At 73.5% G+C, this 18,080-nt stretch carries 18 protein-coding genes; 9 read left to right on the forward strand and 9 right to left on the reverse strand.

The features are described from left to right. Nucleotides 1-39 precede the first annotated feature (39 nt). The 4 genes from ACZ50K_RS19320 (at nucleotide 40) to ACZ50K_RS19335 (ending at nucleotide 4,706) form a co-directional block, all read left to right on the forward strand. Nucleotides 40-1,827 carry a bifunctional phosphatase PAP2/diacylglycerol kinase family protein gene (locus ACZ50K_RS19320; protein ID WP_468904345.1) on the forward strand — a complete coding sequence of 596 codons (1,788 nt, stop codon included), beginning with the start codon at nucleotides 40-42 and terminating at the stop codon, nucleotides 1,825-1,827. Further along, nucleotides 1,781-2,737 carry a YihY/virulence factor BrkB family protein gene (locus tag ACZ50K_RS19325; RefSeq protein WP_468904348.1) on the forward strand — a complete coding sequence of 319 codons (957 nt, stop codon included), beginning with the start codon at nucleotides 1,781-1,783 and terminating at the stop codon, nucleotides 2,735-2,737. The genes ACZ50K_RS19320 and ACZ50K_RS19325 overlap by 47 nt, the downstream gene beginning before the upstream one ends. Nucleotides 2,738-2,788: 51 nt before the next feature. Beyond that, nucleotides 2,789-3,655, forward strand: coding sequence for a phosphatase PAP2 family protein (locus ACZ50K_RS19330; protein ID WP_468904350.1), 867 nt, complete (start codon nucleotides 2,789-2,791; stop codon nucleotides 3,653-3,655). A 157-nt stretch (nucleotides 3,656-3,812) separates the two neighbouring features. Next, entirely contained in the window at nucleotides 3,813-4,706 is an 894-nt protein-coding gene (locus ACZ50K_RS19335) for a hypothetical protein (protein WP_468904352.1), read from the forward strand. Between the two features lie 64 nt (nucleotides 4,707-4,770). Here the strand turns inward: ACZ50K_RS19335 and ACZ50K_RS19340 are convergent, their stop codons facing one another. From ACZ50K_RS19340 to ACZ50K_RS19375, 8 genes are all read right to left on the reverse strand, one after another. Then, on the reverse strand, nucleotides 4,771-5,727 hold the full coding sequence (locus tag ACZ50K_RS19340) for a poly-gamma-glutamate hydrolase family protein (RefSeq protein WP_468904355.1): 957 nt from the start codon (nucleotides 5,725-5,727) through the stop codon (nucleotides 4,771-4,773). Between the two features lie 143 nt (nucleotides 5,728-5,870). After that, nucleotides 5,871-6,614 carry an amino acid ABC transporter ATP-binding protein gene (locus ACZ50K_RS19345; protein WP_468904357.1) on the reverse strand — a complete coding sequence of 248 codons (744 nt, stop codon included), beginning with the start codon at nucleotides 6,612-6,614 and terminating at the stop codon, nucleotides 5,871-5,873. Beyond that, nucleotides 6,611-7,522 (reverse strand): amino acid ABC transporter permease, encoded by a 912-nt coding sequence (locus ACZ50K_RS19350; protein WP_468904359.1) that lies wholly within the window; start codon nucleotides 7,520-7,522, stop codon nucleotides 6,611-6,613. The genes ACZ50K_RS19345 and ACZ50K_RS19350 overlap by 4 nt, the downstream gene beginning before the upstream one ends. A 9-nt stretch (nucleotides 7,523-7,531) precedes the next feature. Next, complete coding sequence (locus ACZ50K_RS19355; protein ID WP_468904361.1) at nucleotides 7,532-8,422, reverse strand: ABC transporter substrate-binding protein; 891 nt, start codon at nucleotides 8,420-8,422, stop codon at nucleotides 7,532-7,534. Nucleotides 8,423-8,631: 209 nt separating this feature from the next. After that, nucleotides 8,632-9,477, reverse strand: a complete 846-nt coding sequence (locus ACZ50K_RS19360; RefSeq protein WP_468904363.1) for an SAM hydroxide adenosyltransferase — start codon at nucleotides 9,475-9,477, stop codon at nucleotides 8,632-8,634. Nucleotides 9,478-9,701: 224 nt separating this feature from the next. Further along, nucleotides 9,702-10,841: a MerR family transcriptional regulator gene (locus ACZ50K_RS19365; protein ID WP_468904365.1), complete on the reverse strand. Its 1,140-nt coding sequence runs from the start codon at nucleotides 10,839-10,841 to the stop codon at nucleotides 9,702-9,704. 6 nt (nucleotides 10,842-10,847) lie between these two features. Further along, the gene (locus ACZ50K_RS19370; protein WP_468904368.1) at nucleotides 10,848-11,594 is read right to left on the reverse strand and encodes a HEAT repeat domain-containing protein; all 747 of its coding nucleotides are present in this window, start codon (nucleotides 11,592-11,594) and stop codon (nucleotides 10,848-10,850) included. 67 nt (nucleotides 11,595-11,661) lie between these two features. After that, nucleotides 11,662-12,771, reverse strand: a complete 1,110-nt coding sequence (locus ACZ50K_RS19375) for a magnesium and cobalt transport protein CorA (RefSeq protein ID WP_468904370.1) — start codon at nucleotides 12,769-12,771, stop codon at nucleotides 11,662-11,664. A 142-nt stretch (nucleotides 12,772-12,913) separates the two neighbouring features. On the opposite strand from ACZ50K_RS19375, the gene ACZ50K_RS19380 reads away from it, so the two are divergent. From ACZ50K_RS19380 to ACZ50K_RS19395, 4 genes are all read left to right on the forward strand, one after another. Beyond that, nucleotides 12,914-14,536 (forward strand): phospholipase D family protein, encoded by a 1,623-nt coding sequence (locus tag ACZ50K_RS19380; RefSeq protein ID WP_468904372.1) that lies wholly within the window; start codon nucleotides 12,914-12,916, stop codon nucleotides 14,534-14,536. A 128-nt stretch (nucleotides 14,537-14,664) separates the two neighbouring features. After that, nucleotides 14,665-14,901 (forward strand): DUF6480 family protein, encoded by a 237-nt coding sequence (locus tag ACZ50K_RS19385; RefSeq protein WP_468904375.1) that lies wholly within the window; start codon nucleotides 14,665-14,667, stop codon nucleotides 14,899-14,901. Between the two features lie 77 nt (nucleotides 14,902-14,978). Beyond that, the gene (locus ACZ50K_RS19390) at nucleotides 14,979-15,440 is read left to right on the forward strand and encodes an SRPBCC family protein (protein ID WP_468904377.1); all 462 of its coding nucleotides are present in this window, start codon (nucleotides 14,979-14,981) and stop codon (nucleotides 15,438-15,440) included. A gap of 75 nt (nucleotides 15,441-15,515) precedes the next feature. After that, a complete protein-coding gene (locus ACZ50K_RS19395; RefSeq protein ID WP_468904379.1) occupies nucleotides 15,516-15,950 on the forward strand; it encodes a hypothetical protein in 435 nt (144 codons plus the stop codon). On the opposite strand, the gene ACZ50K_RS19400 is transcribed toward ACZ50K_RS19395, so the two are convergent. Then, complete coding sequence (locus ACZ50K_RS19400; RefSeq protein WP_468904380.1) at nucleotides 15,892-17,094, reverse strand: benzoate/H(+) symporter BenE family transporter; 1,203 nt, start codon at nucleotides 17,092-17,094, stop codon at nucleotides 15,892-15,894. The genes ACZ50K_RS19395 and ACZ50K_RS19400 overlap by 59 nt on opposite strands. A 179-nt stretch (nucleotides 17,095-17,273) precedes the next feature. On the opposite strand from ACZ50K_RS19400, the gene ACZ50K_RS19405 reads away from it, so the two are divergent. Next, nucleotides 17,274-17,975, forward strand: a complete 702-nt coding sequence (locus ACZ50K_RS19405) for a hypothetical protein (protein WP_468904382.1) — start codon at nucleotides 17,274-17,276, stop codon at nucleotides 17,973-17,975. Nucleotides 17,976-18,080 lie beyond the last annotated feature (105 nt).

An 18,080-nucleotide genomic window follows, 5' to 3' on the forward strand; every position in this document is an offset into this window, starting at 1 on the left:
GGCGCGCATCATCGGTGCGGATCGGGCCAGACGGGGCCCATGAAGAGAAGACCTGTCGCCGCCTCCGTGCGCGGGGCGTGGCCGCTCCTGCTGCTGCCCGTGCAGGCGGTCCTGATGATCGGTGCCGGGCGGCTGGTGACCGGGCCGGCCGCGCAACACTGGCCGTTCTCCGCCGAGCGGTCGGCGCCGAGCGCCCTGGCGGAGCACCGCGGCCCGGCCCTCACCGCCGTGTCGGACTGGCTGTCCGCGCTCGGCAGCACACCGGCCGTCGTCGGGGTGACAGTGGCCGCGCTGCTCGCCCTGCTCTGGCCGCCCCGGGTCGCCCACCGCCGCGAGGCGCTGTTCCTCGGGCTGGCGGTCGCCGCGCAGTCCGCGGTGTTCGTGCTGGTCACGGCGTTCGTGGAACGTCCGCGCCCGGAGGTTCCCCGGCTCGACGCCGCTCCGCCCACGTCGAGTTTCCCGTCCGGGCACGTCGGGGCCGCGCTGGCGCTGTACGGCGGGCTGGCCGTCATCGCCGCCCTCCGGCTCCGCGGGCCCTGGCGGCCCGTCGTGGTCACCGCCCTGCTGCTGGTCCCGCCCGCCGTCGGGCTGGCCCGGGTCCACCGCGGCATGCACTACCCCAGCGATGTCGTCGGCGGGCTCCTGAACGGCACCGCCACCCTGGTGCTGGTGGGTCTGGCCCTGCACCTCCACCGCCGGGACGGCCGCCGCGCCGATGGACCCGGACCGGACGAGGCCCGGCTCCCCCGGCCGCCCGCCCCGCTGCCGGGAGCCGGGTCGCACGGCGGTCGTACGGTGCTGGTGGTGCGGCATCCGCACGGATGCCCGGACCCGGTCGCCGACCGGCTCGCGGAGGTGCTGGCCGGCCACGGATACGCCGGCCCGGACCAGGTCTGGATCCTCACCGAGGCCGGACGTCCGGCCGGCCGGCTCCCCGGCGAACTCCCGGCCCGGCGGCCGGACCTGGTGGTGGTGTGCGGCGGCGACGGCACCGTGCGCGCCTGCGCCGAGGTGCTGGCCGGCACCGGAATCCCGCTGGCGGTGGTGCCCTGCGGCACCGGCAACCTCCTCGCGCGCAACCTGGGCCTGCCCCTGGACCCGGTCGAGGCCCTGGAGGGGGCCCTGGACGGGTCGCCCCGTCCGGTCGACGTGGGCCGGGTGCGCGGGGACGGTCTCGCGCCGGCCCGGTTCACGGTGATGGCCGGTGCCGGGTTCGACGCCGCGATGGTCCGGGACGCCTCGCCGCGCCTCAAGTCCCGGCTGGGCTGGGCCGCGTACCTGCTGTCGGCGCTGCGCCACCTGCGGGATCCGGGCGTACGGCTGACCATCCGGGTGGACGGGGCCCGACCCCGGCGGCGCCGGGCCCGGATGGTCGTGGTCGGCAACGTGGGCACCCTCCAGGGCGGCCTGCCCCTGCTGCCCGGGGCCCGGCCCGACAGCGGGCACCTCGATGTGGTGCTGTTCGACCCGCGCGGCCCGGCGGGCTGGCTCGCGGCCGCCGCCCACCTCGCCGCACGCGTCACCACACGGGTCACCGCACGCTCCGCCCCCGGCCTACCGGCGGCCCCGGCCGACACCGCGCACACGGAGGCCGGAGGGGCGCTGGAGTACTTCACCGCCACCCGTGTGGACATCCGCTGCGCCCGTCCCCAGCCCCGCGAACTCGACGGGGACCCGGTCCCCGACGGCACCCGGCTCACCGCCTGGGTCGAGCCGGGGGCCCTCCGGGTCCAACTGCCCCGTACCAGCGCCCGACGAGCGACGGCGAAGGAGGAATCCCATGGGAACGGCCCGACGCGTACCGCCGCGCCACGCTGTGCACGGTGAGGAGCTCTCCGGGGACGAGGCCTGGACCGCCCTGCGCCGCTACGGCGGCTGGAGCCTGGCCCGTGACTCCTTCGTCCGCTTCCGCTACGCGGACGGCTTCAGCCACGCCCGGGCCCTCGCCCTGCAGACCGTGCTGTGCCTGGTCCCGCTGGCCATCGCCGCCGTCGGCCTGTCCGGCGTCCTGCACACCGAGGACGTCGGCCGGGTGATCGAGCTGACCATCCGCGGCCTCACCCCCAGCGGCCCCGGCCAGGAGGTGGTGGACGACGCCCTCAGCGGCAGCCGCCGGCAGGCGGGCGACGGCGGCCAGGTCGCCCTGTGGCTGGGCCTGCTGTTCGCCGTCATGAACGTCACCACTGCCCTCTGCCAGGTGGAGCGCGGCGCGAACCGGATCTACGGCAACGAACGCGACCGACCGTTCCTGGCCAAGTACGCCCGCGGCCTGGTGATGTCGGCCCTCGCGGGCTTCCCGCTGGGCCTGAGCTTCGTCCTCACCGTACTCGGCCCCGAGCTCACCCGGGCCCTCGCCGAGGTGTACCACCCAGCCCCCGGCACCGTACGGGTCTGGGAGTTCCTGCGCTGGCCCGCGGGCGTCCTGCTGGCCGTGATCGCCACCAGCGCGATCTTCCGGCTCTCCCCGCGGCGCCGCCAGCCCGGCTACACCTGGCTGGCCTTCGGCGCCGTGGTCTACCTGGTGCTGTGGAACCTGGCCACCTGGGGACTCAGCCTCTACGTCGGTGCCAGCGACTCCTTCAGCAGCGTCTACGGGCCGCTCAGCGCGATCGTGTCCCTGCTGCTGTGGTCCTACCTCACCTCGATGGCCCTGTTCCTCGGACTCTCCTTCGCCGCCCAGCTGGAAGCCGTGCGCGCCGGGGTCCGCGAGCCGGTCCTGCCGGACCCGGGAGTCTGACCGCCTCCCCCGACCCGTCGAACCCACACCGTACGAGAGGATTCCGCAGGCATGACCACACCCGCGCCCCCCGGAGGTTCCCCCCGCCCCGAACGCCCGGCAGCCCGCCGCCGGCTGCGCAGCCGGGTGTGGCGGCGGCTGTCCGGACGGCCCGGGAAGGCGCTCCGGCGGTACGGCGGCGCCGACGCCACCTTCGCCGCCCGGCTGGTGCTCGCCGCGGTGGCGACCGCCGTGGTGTCCGTCCCCTTCGCCGTCGCCCTGGTCCTCGTGGAGTCCGGCTGGGCGCCGCTGCTCCGGCTGGACCGGTCCACCGCCGAGCGGCTGCACGCCACCGCGCTCGACCACCCGGGCTGGGTGCGCGTCCTCGACGTGCTCACCGGTGTGGTGTGGGATCCCGTGACCCTGCGTCTGCTGGTGGCCGCCCTGGTGGTCTGGCTGGTCGTCCGGGGAGCCCGGCGGCTGGCCGCCTGGGCGGCCGTCACGGCGCTCGGCGGCGCCCTCGTCGGCCTGCTCGCGAAGATCGCCGTGGAGCGGGCCCGCCCGAGTCTGGCCGACCCGGTGGCCCAGGCGCCCGGGTTCTCCTTCCCCTCCGGGCACGCCATGACGGCGGTCACCACCAGTGCCGTGCTGCTGCTGGTGCTGCTTCCGTTCGTGCCCCGCGCCTGGCGGCCGCTGCCGTGGGCGCTGGCCGTGCTCACCGTGCTCGGGGTCTCCTACACCCGGGTGGCGCTGGGCGTGCACTGGGTCAGCGATGTGATCGGCGGCTGGCTGCTGGGGCTCGCCACGGTCACCGCGACCACCCTGGTCTTCTCGGCCTGGCGGGCGGACACCGGCCGGCCCCGGGCGGCCGTCACGGAGGGTCTGGAGCCCGAGCTCACCGGCTCCGACCCCGAGGCCCCGGCTGTCACACGGCTGTGACGCGGACCGGACCATTCCATCCAGCAAGATCACTAAGTTCTCTTCCGTAGCCGGCCGCCCGACCTCGAAGGACTCCAACGGACCCCACCGGATTCCAACGGAAGGGACCACGGCAGACGGCTCCCCGTCATCCGCAGCAGAGCTCCAAGGAGTCGTCATGCGTACCGCGCTCCGCGCCACCACCGCCGCCCTCGCCCTCCTGGGCGCCGCGATCGCCGCACCCGCCACCGCCTTCGCGGCCGCCGGCCCGGGCGCCGCCCCCGCGACCGCCGTGCAGGCCTCCCCTCCGCGCTCCCTCGTGGTCGAGGAGAACTGCGTCAAGAGCAAGGTCGTCCCGTCCCTGTTCGCCGGGAAGACCGTGCATCTGACCAACAGCGCCCACGGCGGCGCGAAGGCGCAGCTGCGGGACAAGAAGGGCAGGCTGCTGGGCACGGTCGACCAGGGCAAGCCCCAGGACCTGGCCCTGGGCCTGCGGATCGACGGGGTGCTGTCCACCACGCCGGTCTTCAAGCAGCGCACCGGGGGCGGCGCCACCCCGTGGACCCCCACCGCGTTCCCGAAGCTGTCCGCGGACTGCTCGGTCACGGGCCGGCTGCACTCCACCACGAAGTACGGCGGCCTGACCGTCAAGACGTACAAGGCGGGCCCGCAGCGGTTCAGCGCCCACCTCGTGGAGAACGGCAGGCGGGTCGGCTTCCTGCGTCCGGCGCCGGACGCCTACCAGGACGTTCGCAAGGTCGGCCAGCGCTACGTCCGCCTCACCGTCGACGGCGAGGTGCACAGCTGGACCGGCAACACCACCGTCTCGCCGAAGCTCGGCGTGTACCACGTCACCGGCGGGACGAAGGTCCGGCTGGTGAAGAAGAACGGCCTGTACGGCGTCCAGATGACCTCGCGCGGCGCCTGGAGCAACTGGACCTACTACGCCAAGGGCAAGTCCGTGATCCTCCAGTCCGACAACACCATCGTGGTCCTGAACGCGAACGGCACCCTCTCCGACTTCGTCCAGGGCGCCCCCCGCCAGTCGGCCCCGGTCTGGAAGCACGCCTGACCCGACGGTCGGCCGGCACCGCGTCCCCACGCGGCGGCGGCCGGCCGTTCTCCGCGACTACGCGCTACGGACGGACCCAGGACTCGTCACGGCCCAGCTCCCGGCGGTCGATGGACTCGCGGACGGCGTCGACGAAGCCGTTCCAGAAGAACGCCTGGTGGGCAGGGCCCACACCGGCCGTCTCCCTGCGGTTGGCGGCCCCTTCGAAGTTCCCGAACATGGCCCGGCGCAGCTCGGTGGAGATCTCCAGCTGCGCACCGGCGCCGGTACGGGTGCGGTTGACGATGTTGCGGACGTCGTCACCGTTGAGCGGGGAGTCGACGCCCGCCAGCTTCACGTGCACCCGGAGGGCGGGGTTGCTCGCGGTCCTGCTGAAACCCTTGGCGGCGAAGGCCGCCGCCAGGGTCTGCATCAGGGCCCGGTCACGGCCACCGATGAGGATCTGCTTCTCCAGGTCCCCCTCCCGCCAGCTGTCCTCGTTCTTCGGGTTGAAGCCGTGCAGCGAGACGGCGTAGAGGTTGTTGGCACAGACGGCGAGGGCGGCCGGGTCGTCCACGCTGGTGGAGGTGACGTGCAGGTCGTCGTGGCTAGTGATGGCCTCGAACATCCAGTAGTCCCGCTGCACCGGGACACCGTCCTCGGGCAGCGGCGGGGTACCCGCCCCGGCCCGCTTGTAGCCGGCGATGGTGAGGCACAGCTCGCTGGTGCCCGCCTCGATGCCGCCGCCGTGCGGGGCGATGACGGCCGTGCTGCGGACGGCGGCGCTCTCGCCGCTCGCATTGTCCAGGAGCACCGCGGTGGCGGGGGTGCAGCGGAAGCGCCGCATCCAGTCCGTGCCCTCCTTGAATCTGCTGCTGCTGTACAGCGCGGTGCTCGAACCGAAGGCCTCCGCCGCCGCGGTGGTCGCCGAGGTAGCCGCGGCGGCGGTGCTGCCGTTGCCGGCGAGGTCGTTGAGCAGGGGAAGCCCGGCGGCGGCGGCTGCCACCGAGGTCAGTACGGAGCGTCGGCTGGTGAAGTTCATGGGCCGATCCTGCACGATGCCGGACCCCCGCCGACCACCGGGGCCCGTGCATCCGCACAACTGCTGACCTGCGAGGATGCGTGAACACACCCTCCACCAGGCGGACTCTGCCGGTCCGTTCGGGAGCGCCCCGGCCGCGGCCCTCAGGTGCGGTCGAGGGCGCGGGACAGAAAGCGGCGGGTGGCCGGTTCGCGGGGGGCCGTCAAGACCTGCGCCGCGGGGCCCTGTTCGACGATCACGCCGCCTTCCAGGAAGCAGACCCGGTCCGCGACCTGGCGGGCGAAGTCCATCTCGTGGGTGGCCATCAGGATCGTCAGACCGCGCTGTTTGAGGTCGGCCACCACGTCCAGGACCTCGCCGACCAGTTCCGGGTCGAGGGCGGAGGTGATCTCGTCGAACAGCAGCAGTTCCGGCTCGGTGGCCAGCGCGCGGGCGATCGCGGCCCGCTGCTGCTGCCCGCCGGACAGCCGGTCGGGGTGTTCCCGCTCCTTGTCCGCGAGGCCGAACCGGGCCAGCAGTTCGCGGGCCGAGGCCTCGGCCCGCTTCCGCGGGACCCCGTGGACCTGGCGCGGGGCGAGGGTGATGTTGTCCAGCACGCTCAGGTGCGGGAAGAGGTTGTAGGACTGGAAGACGATGCCGATCCTGCGGCGGGCCACATCGGGATCCAGCCGGGGGTCGGTCAGTTCGCTGTCGCCCAGGTGGATGGTGCCGTCGTCGACCACGTCCAGCAGGTCCACACAGCGCAGCAGGGTGGACTTGCCCGAGCCCGAGCCGCCGATGAGGCAGACGACCTCGTGCTCGGCGACGTCCAGGTCGATGGAACGCAGCACCAGGCGATCGCCGTAACTCCTGCGGACTCCGCGGATGCGGAGCAGGGGGCCGCTCATCGGCCTGCCTCCGCCCAGGTGCGCCGGGCCGCCCGCCGCTGGAGCCGGTCGGCGAAGCGGGTCAGCGGGATGGTGACCGCGATGAACAAGAGGGCCGCTCCCAGGTAGGGGGTGTAGTTGAAGTCGTAGTCCGCCTTGATCTGGGCGGCCCGCAGGACCTCCAGCGGGCCGAGGACCGCGACCAGCGCGGTGTCCTTCTGCAGGGCGATGAAGTCGTTGAGCAGCGGAGGCAGTACGTTGCGCACCGCCTGCGGGAGCACCACGTGGCGCAGGGTCTGCCGTTCGTTCAGCCCGAGCGCCCGCGCGGCGTTCCGCTGGGCGGGGTGCACCGAGTTCAGTCCCGCGCGGAGCACCTCGCCGACGTAGGCCCCGTAGGAGAGGACCAGGGCGATCACTCCGAGCACCCAGGGTTCGGTGGGGGTGCCCTGGAGCTGGAGGGCCGGCAGGCCGAAGCCGATGAGGAAGACCAGCAGCAGGGTGGGGACGCCGCGGAAGACGTCCACGTAGAGGGTGGCGGCGAACCGGAGCGGGGCCAGGCCCGGTCCGCTGGTCACCCGTACCAGGGCGATCAGCAGCCCCAGGACGAGGATCAGCACCTCGGCGATGAGGAACATCTGGATGTTGAGCCAGAAGCCGCGGAGGAGTTCGGGGAACGCGGCCCGGAGCTCGGCGCCGTCGAAGAACAGGGCGGACACGCGCTCCCAGCCGGGCGAGGCGACGGCCGCCGCCGCCAGGGCCAGCAGGCCGAGGACGGTGCACAGCGAGGAGATCCAGGTGTGGCGGCGCTTGCGGGAGCGGCGGAACAGCTGCCGCTCCCGTTCGCGTTCGCTGGGTCGGTAGGGGTCGTCCGGCGGGGTGGCGGCCGGCGGGGTCGGCGGTTGCGGCTCGGCCGTCTTGCTGAGGTCCACGATCGCCCGCTACGGCTTCAGCTCGGGGACGTTCGCCGAGGCGGACAGCCATTGCGTGGTGAGCGCGGCGATCGTTCCGTCGGCCTTGAGGGCGTTCAGCGCCTGGTTGACGCAGCCGGTGTACCGGCTGTTCTTCGGCAGGAGCAGTCCGAACTCCTCGGGGGTGCCGCCCGCGTAACCGAACTGTCCGACGATCTTGGCGTTGTCGAGTTCGGCGCCGGCGAGGTAGAAGACGGTGGGCAGATCGGTGACGATCGCGTCGATCTGACCGTTCTTCAGCGCGTTGACCTCGTCCTTGGTGGTGTTGTAGACGCTCGGCCGGCGGGTGGGCTTCAGCTGGTCGAGCACCGCCTGATAGCTGGTCGTGGCCACCTGAACGCCGATTCGGGCGTCCTTCAGTTCACCCAGCGAGCCGGCCTTGGCGAACTTCGAGTCGGCCACGGTCAGGATCGCCTGGTTGGCCGTGTAGTAACTGGTCGAGAAATTTACGGCTTTCGCCCGCTGCGGGGTGATGGAGATCTGGTTGATGTCGAAGTCGAAGGCCTTCGCACCGGGGGCGTAGGAATGGGAGAAGGGTTCCACCACCCATTTCACCTGGTCCCGGCCGAAGCCGAGCTTCCCGGCCACCGCGTAGGCCACCGCGCTTTCGAATCCCTTCCCGTTGGAAGGGGTGTTGCTGTCGAACCAGGGCTCGTACGCCGGGGAGTCGGTGGCGATGGTGAGCTGGCCGCTCTTGTGCAGGGCGGGGCTGTCGACCGTGCAGTCGGAGTCCTTGGAAGCGCCGGTCGCGGCACCGGTCGCACCGGCGGTGGTGCTTCCCGGCTGGGGGGCGCAGGCGGCCGCCGCGAGCACCAGGAGAGCGGCGGCGGAAGCGGTGAGGGCTATTCGGGTACGGGACATCGAAGGTCCTTCTCAAAGAAGTCCGGTAAAGGCGGTGAAGAGGGCTGGTGTGGTGTGTTCAGCGACACAGATCGGCGGCACAGCGCACGTTGTCCACGTGGCGGCGGCGAACCAGCAGGAGAGTTCCGGACATACCTTTCAGCATTCCGGTTCGCGGAGACCGGCGTCAATCTCGCCGAGGCCCGCGGGCATCACACGTTGATAACATGTCAGCTGGTGAGACGGAACAGCCGGTCGCCCTGGTCGAGACCGAATTCGGCCGCCGCCGAACCGCCGCGGACCACCAGTTCGGCGAAGCCGACACCGGAGCTCCCGACGGTGATTCCGGGCTCGCCCAGCGGCACGTCGGGGAGCCGGTCGTAACAGCGGACGCGGACCTCGGCGCCCAGCCGGCGGTTGTGCACCACCAGGCTCTGCCCGCCCTCGTAGCCGGGCAGTTCGGCGGCCGGCCGGTCCAGTTTGCAGTTGCCGAAGTTGTCCACGACCGCGATCCGCACCTCTTCCGTCCCACCGGACTCCGGTACGTCCACCGCCGTCGGCCGGGCGGGCACCGGACGGCCGTCCGCGAGCCAGCGGGCGAGCAGGGGGACGTACCACAGGCTCCGGAACTGGGTCCGCACCATCTCCTCGATCTGGGCCGGCGTCAGATCCGCCCAGTCCGCGGCACCGGCCTCCAACACCTCGCGCACATCGGTGACCTGGACCTCCTTGAGGTCGAGATGGGCGGCCAGCGGAGCGAGGACCCGGTGGTTGAGCGTGCTGATGACCAGGTGCTCGCCGTGCCGGAAGTAGCAGAACGGCGCGCCGTTGGGCCAGTGCCCGTCCCTCGGGGCGATGTTGACCAGGACCACCACCGGCTGTGTGGGCCCGCCGACGAGGTCGGTGGAGCGCAGCAGGTCGAGCAGGGTGAGGGCGGCGGCCCCTTCCGGGTCCGGTCCGCCCAGCGGCAGGACGGTCGGGGTGCTGCCGAAGAGGGCGGCGATCCGGGTGGACTGCCGGGCGAGCGCGTTGGGGTCGGCGCAGTCGGTCAGGGAGACGACCGGTCGAGGGGTCATGGCGGGTTCTTCGCCTTCTGTCGAGTGCCCCGGTGGGGCGGGGCGGGTGGTGGTGAGGTGGTTCGGGGCAACAAAAAAGGACCCTCCGTCTCCGGAGGGTCCGTCGCATCGAGTGCGCGCACGGCTTCGCTAGCGAAGCGCCTCCGGTGTCGGGGGCATCATTCGCATCATGGCGAGGGTGGCGGTGCGCTGCATGGACGGGATGCTAACACCGGGCGGGAGCCTCACCCACCGGCTGTCCACGGACTGGAACGGGCGCGCAGCCGGAGCAGATGGACGGCGGTCAGGGCCACCGCCCGGTCCGGGTCCCGCGACAGCTCCACGAGGGCCCGGGAGGCCCTGTCCCCCGGGATGTCGGCCAGTGCCTGGGTGAGCCGTCCCCGGGCGGCCGCCGGGGTGGTGTCCTCGCCGAGGCGGCCGACGAGCGCGGCCGCGATCCGGTCCGCCGCGTCGGTGCCGACGGCCAGAGCGCCGAGGACATCGGCCGCGTCGGTGTCGTTGCGGCCCGCCACCACCATCTCGACGAGCACCGGGACGGCCTCCGGCACCCCCCGGGCCCCGAGCGTCATGGCCGCGTACCCGCGCACGGCGGGTTCCGGGTCGTCGAGGGCGCCGCGCAGTGGGGCGGTCGCCTCCGCGCCGGGGAGCTCGGCGAGGGCCCGGACGGCGCGTTCCCGGACCGCGGCCACCGGCGAGCCCAGGCCCTCGGCGAGCAGGGCCGCGCTGCGCTCCCGGGCGCCACCGCCCACGCGCCCGCCTTCGCCCTCGCGCCCGCCACCGCCCTCGCCTTCGTCTTCGCCCTCGCCTTCGCCGGAGTCCTCGCCGTGCTGGTCCGCGTCCCGGTCGCCGTGGCGGGCCAGGGCCCATCGGAGGGCCCCTGCGACATTCGGATCCGCTTCCCCCAGGGCCGCTTCCACCAGGGCCTCGACCGGGACCGGCCCCTCGTCGGCCGAGGACAGCGCCGCCCGCTGGCGGGTGGCGGCACTGTGCGATCCCAGGCCCTGGAGCAGGGCCACGAGCCGGAGCACCTCGTCCCAGCCGCCCGGCCGGGCGGAGTCGATCCGGCTCAGCCGGTTGAGCAGTTCGGTCTCGGCGGCGATGCGCTCGCGGGTCTGCCGGATGAGGGCGGCGACGAGCGCGTCGGGGGTGAAATCCGGTTCGTCCAGCGCACGGCCGATCTCGCGCAGCGGCATCCCCAGCGACCGCAGGCTCTCGATGTGGAAGATCCGCCGGATGTCGTCGTCGGAGTACTCCCGGTAGCCGGAGCCGGTCCGGCCGGTGGGTGGCAGCAGGCCCAGCGCCTCGTAGTGCCTGAGCATGCGGGCACTGACCCCGGACCTGCGCGCCACCTCACCGATCAGCACCGTCCGTCATCCTTCTTCCGGTGCGGGGCCACCGAGCACCATGACCCGCCTGGCCTCCTCGATCGCGGCCTCGAAGCCGGTGTCCGGGTCGAGCAGCAGCCGCCGGGTGGCGTGCGCGTGGGTGCGGACCTCCGGGTCGGCGTCCCCGGTCGCCGCGTCCAGGCCCGGCTCGGCGGCCGGACCGAGCGCGACCAGCGCACGGCTGAGGCTCAGCCGGGTGTCCCGCCCGCCGCGCCCCAGCTGGCTGACCAGCACCTCGGCCAGGGCCGGCTCCCGGCCCGGCGGGACGAGCAGGGTCGCGGCCCGCCAGGCGCTGCGGGCGACCTCCTCGTCTGGGTCCGTGAGCACGGCCCGGGTGATGGCCGGCCAGGCCCCCCGGTCGCCGATCTTGGACAGGGTGTGCAGGGCCTGGCTACGGGCCTGGGGCTGGGCGGAACCGGTCTCGCGCAGCAGGGCGGGAAGCGTCAGGTCCACCGGATGGCGGGTGAGTGCCCAGGTCAGCATGTCGCGGACGAAGAACTCGGGCTCGACCGCGGACCGCTCCACGAGGGTGTCCACCTGTCCGGGCACCGGGGTCGTACCGGCCGCGAGGGCCGCCCGCAGCCGTACGGACGGCCGGGGGTCCGCCAGCGCCCGCAGCACGGCCGCGCCCTGCCCCGGGTCCTGGGTCGGGGCGTGCTGATGCGGCTCATCCTCGTGCTGGGCCCGGTCCTGGGCTTGGTCCTGGGCCTGGTCCTCGTTCGTCATGGTCATGGGGACCACCTCCTGGGCTGGAAGTGAAGACCTTGACACCGTGGCAAGGTCAAGCTCGGGCGCCCGGTCAGAGCCAGCCGTTCCGGCGGAAGCCGCGGTGGATGGCGAAGCAGGCGACCGCGATGACCACCAGGACCGTGGGGTATCCGTAGGTCCAGCGGAGCTCGGGCATGTGCTCGAAGTTCATTCCGTAGACCCCGCACACCATGGTCGGGACGGCGACGATGGCGGCCCAGGCGGTGATCTTGCGCATGTCCTCGTTCTGCGCGACGGTCACCTGCGCGAGGTGGGCCTGGAGGACGGAGTCCAGCAGGGCCTCGTAGGAGGCGATCTGCTCGGTGACCCGGCTGAGGTGGTCGGCGACATCCCTGAAGTAGGGGCGGATGTCGGCTTCGATGCCGGGCATCGGCTCGGTGGCCAGCTGGTGCAGCGGCCGGGCCAGCGGGGCGGCGGCCCGCTTGAGTTCCAGGAGTTCCCGCTTGAGCTGGTAGATCCGGCCGGCGTCGCCGCCGCGGCCCGCGTGGTCGCTGAAGACGGCGGTCTCCACCGCGTCGAGGTCCGTCTGCACGGCCTCGGTGACCTCGGTGTAGTCGTCGACCACATGGTCCGCTATGGCGTGCAGCACGGCGGCCGGGCCCTTGGCGAGCTGTTCCGGCACCGCTTCGAGCACCTCGCGCAGCGGGCCCAGGGAGCCGTGTCCGCCGTGCCGGATGGTGATGACGAAGTCGGGGCCGATGAAGGCCATCAGCTCGCCGGTGTCCACCACCTCGCTGGTCGCGGTCAGCTCCGCGTGCTCGACGTAGCGGACCGTCTTGAGCACAGCGAACAGGGTGTCGTCGTACCGCTCCACCTTCGGGCGCTGGTGGGCGTGCACCGCGTCCTCCACGGCGAGGGGGTGCAGTCCGAACAGTTCGGCGAGGCCCGCGAACTCCTCGCGGTCGGGCTCGTGGAGGCCGATCCAGACGAACCCGCCGCCGGGCCGGCCGGCCCGGCCCGCCTTCCGGACCCGCCGCAGCGCCTCCTCGACCTCCGCGCAGCCTTCCTGCCGTACTCCCTCCAGGTAGACCACGCAGTTGACCACCGCGCTGCCCAGGGGCGACCGGGCCGGGTGGCTCAGGTCGACGGCCCGCCGGTAGCCCCGGCGGACCGCCTGGCGGATGGTGCTGAACACGGACACGGGAACTCCTTCGGGCAGGTCGTCGGCCAGTCTGCCACCCCGTCCGACCGGCCCCTCCGCCCCGGGCAGGTCCGGTCCGGGGTGTCGGTGTGCCCGGATGAACTCCCGTGGAGCGGGTAGCCGCGTGGCGGGAGGTCTGTCGATGGACCGCAGTGCGTGGATGCTCACCGCCGGGGAGCGCGGCAACACCGCGACCCGGCTGGACCGCCGGCACCCGGACGGGGCCGCCTGGACCAGCGGGAACGAGGCACGGCCGCTGGTGCACGGGGCCGCGTACTTCGCGGAGCTGCTGCGGAACGTACGGGCGCTGCGCGCGGGCGATCTGCTCCTCTTCACGGACTGGCGCGGCGATCCCGACGAACGACTCGCCCGCGACGGCGAGGGCACGGAGGTGGGTGCCGTGCTGGCCCGGGCGGCCGGGCGCGGGGTGGTGGTCAAGGGTCTGCTGTGGCGGTCGCATCTGGACGGGTTGCGGTTCAGCGAGACCGAGAACCGGCACCTGGGGGAGGAGATCGCGGCGGCCGGCGGGGAGTGCCTGCTCGACATGCGGGTCCGGCCCGGCGGCAGTCACCACCAGAAGCTGGTGGTGCTGCGGCACCCGGGCCGGCCGGACCTGGACGTGGCGTACGTCGGCGGGATCGACCTCTGCCACAGCCGCAACGACGACGCGGCCCACCACGGTGATCCCCAGGCGATGCCGTTCGCCGCCGCCTACGGCCCCCGGCCGCCCTGGCACGATGTGCAGCTGGCCGTGCGGGGCCCGGCCGTCGGCGATGTCGAAGCGGTGTTCCGGGAGCGCTGGGAGGACCCGGCGCCGCTGAGCCGGAGCCCGCTCGTCCGGCTCCGGAGCCTGTTCCACCGGGAGGACACCACGGCCGATCCCCTCCCCCCGCAGCTGCCCGATCCGCCGCCCTGCGGCCGGCAGACGGTGCAGGTGCTGCGGACGTACCCCAACCGGCTGCTGCGCGGCTACCCCTTCGCCCCGGACGGGGAGCACAGCATCGCCCGCAGCTATCTGAAGGCGCTGCGGCGGGCCCGTGCGCTGGTCTATCTGGAGGACCAGTACCTGTGGTCCCCCGAGGTGGTGGAGGCCTTCGCCGGGGCGCTGGCCCGGAACCCGGGTCTGCGGCTGATCGCCGTGGTCCCCACCGTTCCCGACCAGGACGGCCGGCTGTCGGGGCCGATGAACCTGGTCGGGCGGCTGAAGGCGCTGGAGAGGCTGTGGGCGGCGGGCGGGGCGCGGGTGGCGGTTTACGGGCTGGAGAACCGGGCGGGCACCCCCGTGTACGTGCACGCCAAGGCGTGCGTGATCGACGACGTGTGGGCCACGGTGGGGTCGGACAACATCAACCTGCGGTCCTGGACCCACGACTCGGAGCTGAACTGCGCCGTGCTGGACGAGGAACTGGATCCGAGGCCGCCCGAGGACCCGGGCGGGCTCGGCGACGGCGCCCGCCGCTTCGCCCGGGAGCTCCGGCTGGAGCTGTCCCGGGAGCACCTGGACGCCACCGGGCCCGGGCCGTCCGGCGGGCCGGATCCGCTGTGCGACCCGGAGTACGCCTTCGAGGCCTTCGCCGCCAGCGCGGCCGCCCTGGACTCCTGGCACGCGGGCGGCGGGCGGGGCCCGAAACCGCCCGGGCGGCTGCGCGCCTACCGCACGCCGGAGCTGTCCGCCGTCGAGCGGCACCTCGCCCTGCCCGCGTACCGGCTGTTCGTCGATCCGGACGGGCGGAAGTTCACCCGCCGCCGGCGCAACGTCTTCTGAGCGATGGAGGTGGAACGGGCATGACGGCGGCCCGGGTGGGGTAGGCGCACGACCCCGAGGTCCGCTTTCCGGCTGCGGCACCCGCGGATCCCGCTCGGGGAATCGATCCCCTCCAGCGAGGAGCGGCCATGACCACGCCCTTCCCGGAGCCGCACGCCCCGCGTGCCGGCGCCGCCCGGCCCGGAGCGTCCCTGGGGGTCCCCCCGGGCGAGACCCCGCCCGGCGAATCGAGCACCGGTTCCGAAACCGGACCGTACCGTCCGCTCACCCGCGGCTGGGGAATGGCTCCCCTGGTCCTGATCTGCCTGCTGTCCGTCGTCGTCGCCCTCTTCTTCCTGGCCTACGCGGTGGTCCTGGACCTCTGACCCGGCTCGAAACCGGACCGTCCGCCCGGACCGCGTGTTTCCCGGCGAGCGGTCCGGGGCTCGGGCAGGATCGGCGGATGGAGACCGAGGAGCCCGTCGCATACGCCTGCATGATCGTCCGGACCCCGGCCGCCGAGGCCTTCCGGGCCTTCGCCGACCCCGCCGTGACCACCCGGTTCTGGTACAGCGGCAGCACCGGGCCGATGCGGCCCGGCGCCGGTCTGCGCTGGGAGTGGGAGACCTACGGGGTGGGCGTGGACGTGCGGGTGACGGCCGTGGAGGAGCCCCGGCTGATCCGGTTCACCTGGGGGAACCACGAGCAGCCCACCACCGTGGAGATCACCTTCACCCCGCGCCCCGGCGAGCCCGACCGCACCTTCGTGGAGGTGCGGGAGTCCGGGTTCCGCAGACAGGGGCAGGAGGCGTTCGACTGGCTCAACGACACCGTCGGGGGCTTCAGCACGGTGCTGTGCGGCATGAAGGCCTGGCTGGAGCACGGCATCGAGCTCGGCGCGGTCACCGACCACCACCCCGGCTGAACCGCCGTACGGGTTGCCGCTGCCCGAACCGCCGTACGGGCTGCCCGGCCGGGCCGTGCCTGCCAGGATGGGGCCATGACGGAACTGCGTGCGTGGGGCGGACGACGGTGCGAGGGCGGGCGCGGGTCCGGGTGCGGGGAACGGCGGGGGTCCCTGTCGCTCTGGTCCCGGGGATCGGTCCTCTCCATCGCCTCGGTCGACTCCGTCCTGTCGATCGGTTCGGTGGGCTCCGTGCTGTCGGTCGGCTCCATCGGTTCGGCGCTGTCCGCCGGGTCCATCGGGTCCTCCCTGTCCCTGCTCTCCACCGGGTCCTGGCTCAGTACGGGCTCCCTGTTCTCCGCCCGTTCCCGGTGGTCGGTGCTGTCCTGGAACTCCCGGGGCGGTCTGCTGGCGGCCGGGGCGGTCGCCGCCGTCGCCGTGGGGGTCGGGGTGGCGGTCGCGGCGCCCGGGCTCAGCGGGTCTTCGCCGGCTCGGAGCGGCGCCGGCCGAGGTCTCCGACGGCCAGGGTGAGGACTCCGGCGAGCAGGCCCCAGAAGGTGGAGCCGATGCCGAACAGCGTGAAGCCGGAAGCCGTCGCCAGCAGGGTGACCACGGCGGGTTCGCGGAGCCGGTCGTCGCGCAGTGCCGAGGTGAGCGAGCCGCCGATCGTGCCCAGCAGCCCGATGCCCGCGATGCCCAGCACCAGCGCGGGCGGCATGGCGGTCAGCAGCCAGCCGACCGTACCGCCGAACAGGCCGACCAGCAGGTAGAACAGGCCCGTCCAGACACCCGCCACCCATCGTTTCCGCGGGTCCGGGTGCGCGGCCTCGCCGCTGCAGATCGCCGCGGTGATCGCGGCCAGGTTCAGTCCGAAGCAACCGAACGGCGCGAGCACGGCGTTGACGGTGCCGGTCCAGGTGAGCAGCGGTGAGACCGGGGTCGTGTAGCCGGCGTTGCGAAGGACGGCGACCCCGGGCAGGTTCTGCGAGGCCATCGTGACGGCGAACAGCGGCAGCCCCACTCCGATCAGCACCTGCCAGTCGAACTCGGGCCGTACGAAGGCCGGTTCGGCGAGGGTGAGCTCGAAGCCGGCCAGTTTCCAGGAGCCCTGCCAGGCGGTCGCGGCGATGCCGATGGCGAGTGCGGCGACCACCGCGTAGCGCGGGAACCAGCGCCGGCCGGCCAGATAGGCCAGGAACATGGGGACGGCGATCGCCCCGTTCCGCTCCATCTGGGTGAACAGCTGGGTGCCGAAGCTGAGCAGGACCCCGGCGAGCAGCGCCGAGGCGAGCGGCACCGGGATCCGGTCCATGATCCGCTCGAACCAGCCGGTGACCCCGCTGACCACGATGAGCACGGCGGACAGCAGGAAGGCGCCGACCGCCTGGGCCATCGTCACGTCCTGGAGCCCGGTGGCGAGCAGGGCGGCGCCCGGGGTCGACCAGGCCGTCACGATCGGCGCCCGGTAGCGCAGCGACAGGCCGATACAGGTGACGCCCATGCCGATGCCGAGGGCGAAGACCCAGGAGGTGAGCTCGGCGGGGGTGGCCCCGGCCGCCTCGGCCGCCGTGAAGACCACCGCGACGGAGCTGGTGACGCCGATCAGGACGGCGAGGAATCCGGCGGAGACCGCGGTGGTCGGCGCGGCGGACCGGAGAAGTCGTATGAGAGCCATGGCCAGGGCATCCTGACACAGGTCCCGAGGGGTGCCCGACCGGTTTTCGCTCCGGGCATGCGCCCGCGCGGGAGCGTGCCCGACTCCTTCGGGGGGTGGCTAGAGCGAAAGTTCGGGCGGGTGGTCTTTCCCGTTCCGCTCCCCCCGCGCGGACCCGCTGGCCGAGCATGGGTACGGTCATGACGGCGTGCTCCTCCTTCCCCTCCCCCGCACTCCTCCTTCCGCGCTGCGGTCCGGCGTCCGGAAGCGCGGCGGCACGCACCGCCCCGCCGTCGCCCCGCACCCTCCGCGCCGCGTTCTGCGTACTCGCCGTACTCCTCGCCGGGCTGATCGCCGTTCTGTCGGTGGCGGCCCTGGGCTTCCACCCGGCCGTCACCGGCACCGCCGGCACCATCAGCACCGTCTGTACCGTCGGCACCGGCTGGGCGAGCGCCTGCCCGATGGCCGTACTGGAGCTGTTCGCCGCCGGCCTGCCGCGGACCGGGCGGCGGGGCTCGCCGGCCGTCGCCCTCGGTTCGCTGGCCCTCGCCCACGCGGCGGCCTGCTGGTGGTCCGGTCAACTGGGCGACGCCGCCACCTCGGCACCGCCCGCCGCCCCGCCCGGCCCGTGGGGGCTGACCTGCCTGGTCCTGACGCTGGCCGCCGGCTGGGACCCGTGCGCCGCCGGTACGCTCTGCTCCCGGCTCGGAAGTTCGCTGCACGGCCGGCTGGCCGCGCTGGCCGTCCGGCTGCGCGCACTGTTCGCCCCCCGGACGGCGGGCACCGGCCCCCGGGACCCGCGGCCCTTCGGCGGGTCCCGTACCCACCGGACCTGGGCCTCCCCCGACGACGCCCTCCTGACCGACACGGTGGTGCGCCGAGGACCGCCCGCGGTCCGCTGACGACGGCCCGGCACGCCCCCGCGCCACCCGTCGTCCCGGCCGGCCGCCCCCCGACTCCCACACCCCCGTCATGCGTCACGGCTCGCGCGTCTCGTCTCGTCGCGT

It is taken from the genome of Streptomyces sp. NPDC033845 (assembly GCF_055576225.1).